We start from the raw sequence: 6,011 nt of genomic DNA on the forward strand, positions 1-6,011 counted from the left end.
CGCCTCAGAACAGCTCGTCGAGCACCCGCGGCGAGCTGTCCTCGATCACCGGCGCGGGCGCCGCGCGGATCGGGTCCGGGCCGAGCAACATCAGGCGATACTCCTCGCGCACCAGCTCGGCGATACTGCCCGGCCCTCGCGACTCGATCCCGCGCGCCGGGTCGATCCGCACCCGCACCATCCCCGGCGGCGGCTTCAGCGTCGCCACCGGGCGCTCGGCGAGCGCCTGGCGCATGAACTCGACCCACATCCCCAACGCCGCCACGCCGCCGTACTCGCCGCGACCGAGCTCGGAGAAGTCGTCGAAGCCCATCCAGGCGATGGTGACGAAATCGGCCTGATAGCCGGCAAACCAGGAGTCGCGCAGGTCGTTGGTGGTGCCGGTCTTGCCGACCACGTCGGCGCGCCCGAGGGCGCGGGCACGCCGCCCGGTGCCGACCTCGATGACGTCGCGCAACATCGAGGTCATCTGATAGGCGATGCGCGGGTCGATCACCCGCTCGGCCGCGGCGCCGGTGGCGGCGAGCGCCCGGGTGCGGGTCTCGCCGCCACCACGCCGGTACCAGCAGTCGTCGCAGGCGCGCGGTGGCGCGGCGACGAAGACCTCCCGACCCTCGCCGTCCTCGATCCGGCTGATGAAGTGCGGGCGCACGTGATAGCCGCCATTGGCGAATACCGCATAGCCCTCGGCCAGACTCACCGGAGAGAGCTCCACGGTGCCGAGCGCCAGCGACAGTCCGACGGGGTTGTCGATCAGGGCGAAGCCGAAGCGCTCGAGATAGCGCTTGGCGCCCTCCAACCCGACGCTCTGCAGCAGATTGATGGTGGCGAGGTTACGCGAGCGCGCCAACGCCGGACGCAACCGGATCGGACCGAGCGCGCGGCGATCGGCGTTCTGCGGGTTCCAGCGCGAGCCGCGCGGCAGCTCCACCGGAGCGTCGCGCACCAGGCTCGCCGGGGTCCAGCCCTCGGCGAGCGCGGCGGCATAGATGAAGGGCTTGAAGCTCGAACCGGGCTGGCGACGCATGTCGAGCGCGCGGTTGAATTTGCTCGCGGCGAAGTCGTAGCCCCCGACCAGCGCCAGCACCGCGCCGTCGCGCGGATCGATCGAGACCAACGCACCGGCGACCGCCGGGAGCTGATCGAGTCGCCAGTCGCCGTCCTCGGCGCGCGAGAGTCGCACCAGGTCGCCGACGGCGAGCACGTCGCTGACACGTCGAGGACGGCGCCCGCGCCGGTTCTCGTCGATCAGGGGCCGCGCCCAGGCGACCGCCCCGAGATCGAGCCGCGCACGCTCGCCCCGCCCGAGATAGAGTTCGGCCGCGCGCGCCGAGACCGCGGTGACCAGCGCCGCGCGCAACCCACCGAGCGGCGGGTGAGCAGCGAGCAGCGCATCGAGCGCCGACTCGGAGCGCCCGGCAAGCTCGATGCGCGCCTCGGCGCCGCGATAGCCGTGACGCCGGTCGTAGTCGTGCAGCGCCTCGCGCACCGCACCCTGCGCGGCGCGCTGCAACCGGGTGTCGATGGTGGTGAAGACCCGATAGCCGTGCCCAAGCGCGGCCTCGCCGTAGTGCTCGATGATCTCCTGGCGCGCCATCTCGGCGACGTGTCCGGCCTCCAGGTCGGGCAGGCGGCGATGCAACCGCGCCCGGTCGGGGGTGCGGATCGCCTGCTCGTAGCGCGGCGTGTCGATATAGCCGAGTGCGTGCATCCGCCCGAGCACATGGTTGCGCCGCTCGAGCGCCCGCGCCGGGTCGGTCACCGGGTTGTTGCTCGAGGGCGCCTGGGGGATGCCGGCGAGCATCGCCACCTCGGGCAGGGTCAGCGCATCGAGCGACTTGTCGTAATAGAGCGCCGCGGCCGCCGAGATGCCGTAGGCGCGATGACCGAAGAAGATCTTGTTGAGATAGAGCTCGAGGATCTGCTGCTTGGTCAGGGTACGCTCGACGCGCAGGGTCAGCAGTACCTCGGCGAGCTTGCGCGCGAAGGTCTTCTCCGGCGAGAGGAAGAAGTTGCGGGTGAGCTGCATGCTGATGGTGCTGCCGCCCTGCGCCTTCTCGCCGGTCAGGGCATAGCTCAGCGAGGCGCGCGCCAGCCCCACCAGATCGACGCCACGGTGCTGGAAGAAACGGCTGTCCTCGGTGGCGAGCACCGCCTGCACCACCAGCGCCGGGACATCGCGATAGCGCACCGGACGGCGCCGCTGCACGCCGAACTCGCCGATCAGCGCGCCATCGGCGCTGTAGACCCGTAACGGCTCCTGGAGCTGGACGTCGCGCAGCTGCTCGACATCGGGCAGCTCGGGCAGGGTGAAGTGGACGAAGGCCGCGGCACCGAGCAGCCCCAGCAGCATGAGCTGCAACCCGGCACCGAGCAGCGCGCTCGACAGGCGCAACAACCACCCCCCTGGCGCAAGACGCAGGCGGGTGGGCGAGGCGGGTTGTTCCGGGTCGGGCTCGTTCCCGGCGGGCTGATCGGCTGCGTGTTCCAAGGGCGACTCCAGGGCGCGCGCGCCGGGCACGCCTCATCCCGATACCTCATCAGCGCGGCACCGGCGGCGACATCCTGCGCGATCGCATCGCGCCTCGCAAGGCCGCGCTCAGCGCAGCCGCTCGAGATAGGCGATACCGCCGAGCTGGCGCATCTGGGCGAGGATCCAGCCTACACGCCGCTCCCGCCGCTCGCTGGGACGATCGAGCCGATAGCCGCGTGGATCGGGCAGCACCGCCGCGAGCCGGGCGGCGCGAGACCGCCCGAGGTTGGCCGCGGAACGGTCGAAATAGCGGCGGCTGGCGGCCTCGGCGCCATAGACCTCGGGGCCGAACTGGGCGATGTTGAGATAGACCTCGAGGATCCGCCGTTTCGGCCACAGCGTCTCGATCAACACCGTGAACCAGGCCTCGATGCCCTTGCGCAGATAGTCCCGCCCCGGCCACAGGAAGAGGTTCTTCGCCGTCTGCTGGGTCAGCGTGCTCGCACCCCGGCTGGGACCCCCCTCGCCCAGCTCGGCGAGCACCTGGCGCAGCTCGACCAGGTCGAAGCCGTGGTGCTCGGGGAAGCGCTGGTCCTCGGCGGCGATCACCGCCAGCGCCAGCTCCGGGTCGATGTCGTCGAGATCGACCCAGCGATACGCCAGTCGCGGCGCGCGGCCCTCGGTCCACAGCCCGGCGAGCCGGTGCTCGAGCATGAACGCCGAGCTCGGCGGATCGAGCCAGCGCAGCGCGCCGACCAGCACCACCGAGAGCGCCGCCAGCACCAGCGGCACCAGCACCAGCAGTCGCAACAGCCCCGAGCTGCCGCGCCCTGTCGTCTTGCGGGCACTCCCCTTGCTCGTACGCCTGCGCGTCTTCCGTGCGCTCATGACCGGGCCAAGACCTCCATCATCGCGAAACCGCTGCCGATCGTCAGCGACGCGCCCCTCGCGGACCCCGCCGCTGCTCCGGTCATCCATTCTGACACAGCACCAGCCTCCCGCGTATCGCCGGCGGGGATCTCAACGCCCGTTACGTCTGGACATCGACTACGGGTGCCCCGACCATGGGGACACAAGGGACAACCTGGTGCCAACGAGGAGAACAAGATGCCGACCCGAATCTATCTGGTGCGCCACGGCGCCACCGAACTCACCGCCGAGGACCGCTTCGCCGGCTCCACCGACGTGCCGCTCTCCGAGCAGGGCCGCAACCAGGTCCGGGCGCTCGCCGCACGGCTGCGCTGCGACAGCCTCGATGCGGTCTTCGCCAGCCCGATGGGGCGCACCATGGAGACGGCGCGGATCATCGCCGAGTCACACGGTCTCGAACCCACCCAGGAGCCAGGGCTGCGCGAGATCGACTACGGTCACTGGGAGGGACTGACCCGCGAGCAGGTCGCCGCCGACTTCGCCGAGGAATACAGCGCCTGGCAGGAAGACCCGCTGACCAGCGCGCCCAAGGGCGGCGAGTCGGGGATCGACGTGCTCGCCCGCGCCCTGCCGGTGATGCGCCGCATCGTCCACGACCACCACGACCGCTCGGTGCTGGTGGTCGCGCACAAGGGCACCAACCGGCTGCTGGTGAGCAGTCTGCTCGGCTTCGATGCGCGTGGCTACCGCGACCGACTCGACCAGAGCCCGGCGGGGCTGACCATCCTCGACTTCGCCAGCGAGGTGCGCGCCCGGTTGCGGCTGTTCAACGACATCTCCCACTACGAGGGGCTGCCGGCGCGGGAACTCGAACAGCGGCTCTCGCACTGGTGGAGCGACCCCTGCCACTGAGCGCGCTCAGCGCCAGCCCGTCAGCAATCGCCACCCCGCCTGGAGCGCGCTCGCGCCCCAGGCCAGCAACACCAGCACCGCCACCAGCACCGGGCCGAACGGCTGATCGAGCGCCAGCGCCAGCACGAAGGCGCCGAGATAACCAGCGACCCCGATCAGCCCCGCCACTACCCAGGTCGCGCGCCAGCCGCGCGCCACCCGGAAAGCGACCCAGGCCGGCACGAACACCAGCGCAAAGGCCCCCATCAATCCAACCGTGGCGGTGCCCACCGCCATGCCGAGCGCGGCGACGAGATCCATCCCCAGGTGGGTGCGCCAGGCCGCGCGACCATTGGCGCGGTCGAGCCGGGGCAGCAGACGCGCGCGCAACAGCGGCCAGGCCAGCCGGGGCAACGACCACAGCAGCGCCAGCGCCAGCACCAGGGCCGCGATCAGCTCGGGCCAGCGGGCGAAGTAGAGCTGGCCGTCGATCAGCGCCTGCCCCAGCCCCTCGCCCACCGCGCTGTTGGCCGCAATCAGCAGCAGCAACGCCCAGCCGATCAGGATCATGAAGCCGTAGACACCGTTGCCACGCCGGCCCAGCGCGCCCTTGACCAGGCCACCGCCGAGTGCACCGAACCCGGCGCCTGCAAGCCCCGGCGCGCCGAGCGCGAGCCCACCGAGGGCACCGGCGGCCGCCAGATGCGCCAGTCCCAGCGCCGCCAGCCACTCGTCGCGGAGCATCAACAACACCCCGATCGGCGCGAGCGCGAGGCTCGCCGCCAGCCCGGTGAGCAGCGGTACCCGAAACAACGGATCGACGAGCAGCGCGAGCCCCTCGTTCATGACCACCCCCCGGCATCGAGCGCCAGCACCCGGGTGCTCACCGCGTCGAGAAAGGCGCGCTCGTGACTGACCAGCAACACCGCCCGGTCTGCGCGCGCCGTCTCCAGCAGCGCGCGCAACGACCGCTCGGCGCCGGGATCGAGATTGTTGGTCGGTTCGTCGAGCAGCACCAGATCGACCTCGGCGCCGAGCGCGCACCACACGCAGAGCAGTTGGTACTGACCGCCGCTGAGCCGATCGAGCCGCTGCCCGAGCAGCGCACCGAGGGGCGCCGGCGCGCGGCGCAGGTCGAGCCCGGCGGCACGCAGCAGGTCGGCGCCGGTCATCGGCATGGGCTCGAGGCGCACCGGGCGCTGCTCCTGATAGCTCAGGCGCAACCCCGGGGCGCGCCGGATCGTCCCGGCGAACACCCGCGCGGCGCGGGCGATGGCGTTGAGCAGGGTCGACTTGCCGCTGCCGTTGCCGCCCCACAGCCCCAGCACCTCGCCACGCCCCAGGGCGAACGAGAGCGGACCGACCACGGGCGCGCGATGGCCCGCGACCAGTCCGTCGAGCCGCAACAGCGACTCGCTCATCGCCGCCCCGCTCCGGCGAGCGCCTCGACCCAGCGGTCGATGTGCGCCAGATAGGCTGCGCCGTCGGCCTCTCGCGCCGGCTCCAGCGCCAGCACCGCCACCGGCCAGTCGAGCGCGGCGGCGACCCGCTCGGCCGGGCGCGCCGGTTGATAGGGGGTGTGGATAACCACCCCGGCGCGGCCCCGCAACCGCTCGGTGAGCGCGCTCAGCTGCCGACCGCTCGGCGGCACCCCGGGCACCGGCTCGATGGTGCCGAGCAGCGGCACACCGAAGCGATCGAGCAGATAGACGCCGTCGCGGTGGTGGAGCACCGCGCCCGGCGCGCCGTCGAGCCGCGCCGACCACGCCGGCAGCCG

At 72.0% G+C, this 6,011-nt stretch carries 5 protein-coding genes and 1 pseudogene; 1 reads left to right on the plus strand and 5 read right to left on the minus strand.

The genetic code is table 11. The features are described from left to right. Positions 1-4 precede the first annotated feature (4 nt). A complete protein-coding gene (locus EBL84_RS07765; protein WP_123140291.1) occupies positions 5-2,491 on the minus strand; it encodes a penicillin-binding protein 1A in 2,487 nt (828 codons plus the stop codon). A 108-nt stretch (positions 2,492-2,599) separates the two neighbouring features. Further along, positions 2,600-3,361, minus strand: a complete 762-nt coding sequence (mtgA, locus tag EBL84_RS07770; protein ID WP_123140292.1) for a monofunctional biosynthetic peptidoglycan transglycosylase — start codon at positions 3,359-3,361, stop codon at positions 2,600-2,602. Positions 3,362-3,580: 219 nt separating this feature from the next. Between mtgA and EBL84_RS07775 the strand changes: the two genes are divergently transcribed. Next, positions 3,581-4,255: a histidine phosphatase family protein gene (locus EBL84_RS07775; protein WP_123140293.1), complete on the plus strand. Its 675-nt coding sequence runs from the start codon at positions 3,581-3,583 to the stop codon at positions 4,253-4,255. Positions 4,256-4,261: 6 nt separating this feature from the next. On the opposite strand, the gene EBL84_RS07780 is transcribed toward EBL84_RS07775, so the two are convergent. The 3 genes and pseudogenes from EBL84_RS07780 to EBL84_RS07790 form a co-directional block, all read right to left on the minus strand. Continuing rightward, entirely contained in the window at positions 4,262-5,080 is an 819-nt protein-coding gene (locus EBL84_RS07780) for a metal ABC transporter permease (RefSeq protein WP_123140294.1), read from the minus strand. Further along, a complete protein-coding gene (locus tag EBL84_RS07785) occupies positions 5,077-5,655 on the minus strand; it encodes an ATP-binding cassette domain-containing protein (protein WP_123140295.1) in 579 nt (192 codons plus the stop codon). The genes EBL84_RS07780 and EBL84_RS07785 overlap by 4 nt, the downstream gene beginning before the upstream one ends. Then, a pseudogene (locus EBL84_RS07790) lies at positions 5,652-6,011 on the minus strand (zinc ABC transporter substrate-binding protein); the annotation flags it as partial. The pseudogene EBL84_RS07790 and the gene EBL84_RS07785, both read right to left, overlap by 4 nt.

Source organism: Marichromatium sp. AB31, from assembly GCF_003718685.1.
GTDB classification, from domain to species: domain Bacteria; phylum Pseudomonadota; class Gammaproteobacteria; order Chromatiales; family Chromatiaceae; genus Marichromatium; species Marichromatium gracile.

Bases quoted from the DNA above. Each gene is read 5' to 3' on its own strand.
- mtgA (WP_123140292.1), bottom strand. From the start codon at position 3,361: ATGAGCGCACGGAAGACGCGCAGGCGTACGAGCAAGGGGAGTGCCCGC.
- EBL84_RS07775 (WP_123140293.1), top strand. From the start codon at position 3,581: ATGCCGACCCGAATCTATCTGGTGCGCCACGGCGCCACCGAACTCACC.
- EBL84_RS07780 (WP_123140294.1), bottom strand. From the start codon at position 5,080: ATGAACGAGGGGCTCGCGCTGCTCGTCGATCCGTTGTTTCGGGTACCG.
- EBL84_RS07785 (WP_123140295.1), bottom strand. From the start codon at position 5,655: ATGAGCGAGTCGCTGTTGCGGCTCGACGGACTGGTCGCGGGCCATCGC.